Source organism: Bradyrhizobium sp. Ses1 (assembly GCF_059512365.1).
Genome location: NZ_JCAMOQ010000179.1, coordinates 1 through 1,038 on the forward strand (window position 1 = coordinate 1; position 1,038 = coordinate 1,038).

Genomic DNA, 1,038 nt, shown 5'->3' on the forward strand with positions numbered 1-1,038 from the left:
GCTCCGACCAGCGAGCTGATGGCGCGCGCCTTGCGGGAGATCGAGTGCACGGTCACACAAGCGGAGAATGGTCGGGTCGGCCTCGAACGCTTGAACGAGGCCTCACCGGACGCAATTCTGCTCGACCTGATGATGCCCGAGATGGACGGGTTCGAGTTCGTCGCGCGGCTGCGCGCCGAATCCCGCTGGCGACGCATCCCGGTCATCGTCGTCACCGCGAAGGCCCTGACGGCCGAGGATCTCGCGCGTCTCAACGGCCAGGTACAGCATTTGGTGCACAAAGGCGAATACAGCGGCAAGGCCGTGCTGGCGGCGCTCGACGAGCTGGTCCCCCGGCATGCCCACGCGCGGATCCGGAGCGACCATGAGCATCATTGACACCGACCGCGCGCGCGCCTCACGTATTCGGCTAGCCCACCTTCGCCAGGAACTGCTGTCCCCGGTCAACGCTCTGCTCGGCTATGCAGAGATCATGCACGAAGAGGCGTCGCGGGAAGGGCGTCAGGATATCCTGCCCGATGTCAACCGTGTCCTCCGTGCCGCCCGGGATCTCGCCGACAAGGTCGACCAGCTGGTCGAGGGCGATCGCGAGAACAACGCGACCGACCCGGCGGCCGCCCCCCAGGAGCAGCAGCTACGCCATGAGCTGCGCACACCCTTGAACGCGATCAAAGGCTATGCCGAGATGCTCAGCGAGGATCTAGCCGATATCTCGAGCGGCGCGCTGCGGTCAGACCTCGACCGAGTGCTGCTGGCGGCCACCGACCTGCTGCCACGTCTCGATCGCATCGTGCGATTTTCGGCCGATCTCGGTGAGACGAACCTAGCCTGCGACCAGACCGGCGCGGCAATGGTAAGCGAACTGATTCGCAGCCTGGGGCCAGTCCGGCAAGAGCCGTCTGCCGTCACCGAAACCGGCTCCATTCTCGTCGTCGACGATATCGAAGCCAACCGCGATATGCTGTCGCGCCGACTGGCCCGCGATGGTCATCGCGTCGCTTCCGTAGCCGGGGGTCAGCAGGCCCTGCAGGCGCTCGA

Annotated in this window: 2 protein-coding genes; both read left to right on the forward strand. The window is 65.9% G+C overall.

Annotated features, from left to right (window positions below; genetic code table 11):
* Positions 1–378: response regulator (locus AC5ZG5_RS46225; protein ID WP_496165571.1), on the forward strand; the 378-nt coding region annotated here is incomplete at its 5' end.
* On the forward strand, positions 365–1,038 hold a 674-nt coding region (locus AC5ZG5_RS46230), incomplete at its 3' end, for a histidine kinase dimerization/phospho-acceptor domain-containing protein (RefSeq protein WP_496165572.1). The genes AC5ZG5_RS46225 and AC5ZG5_RS46230, both read left to right, overlap by 14 nt.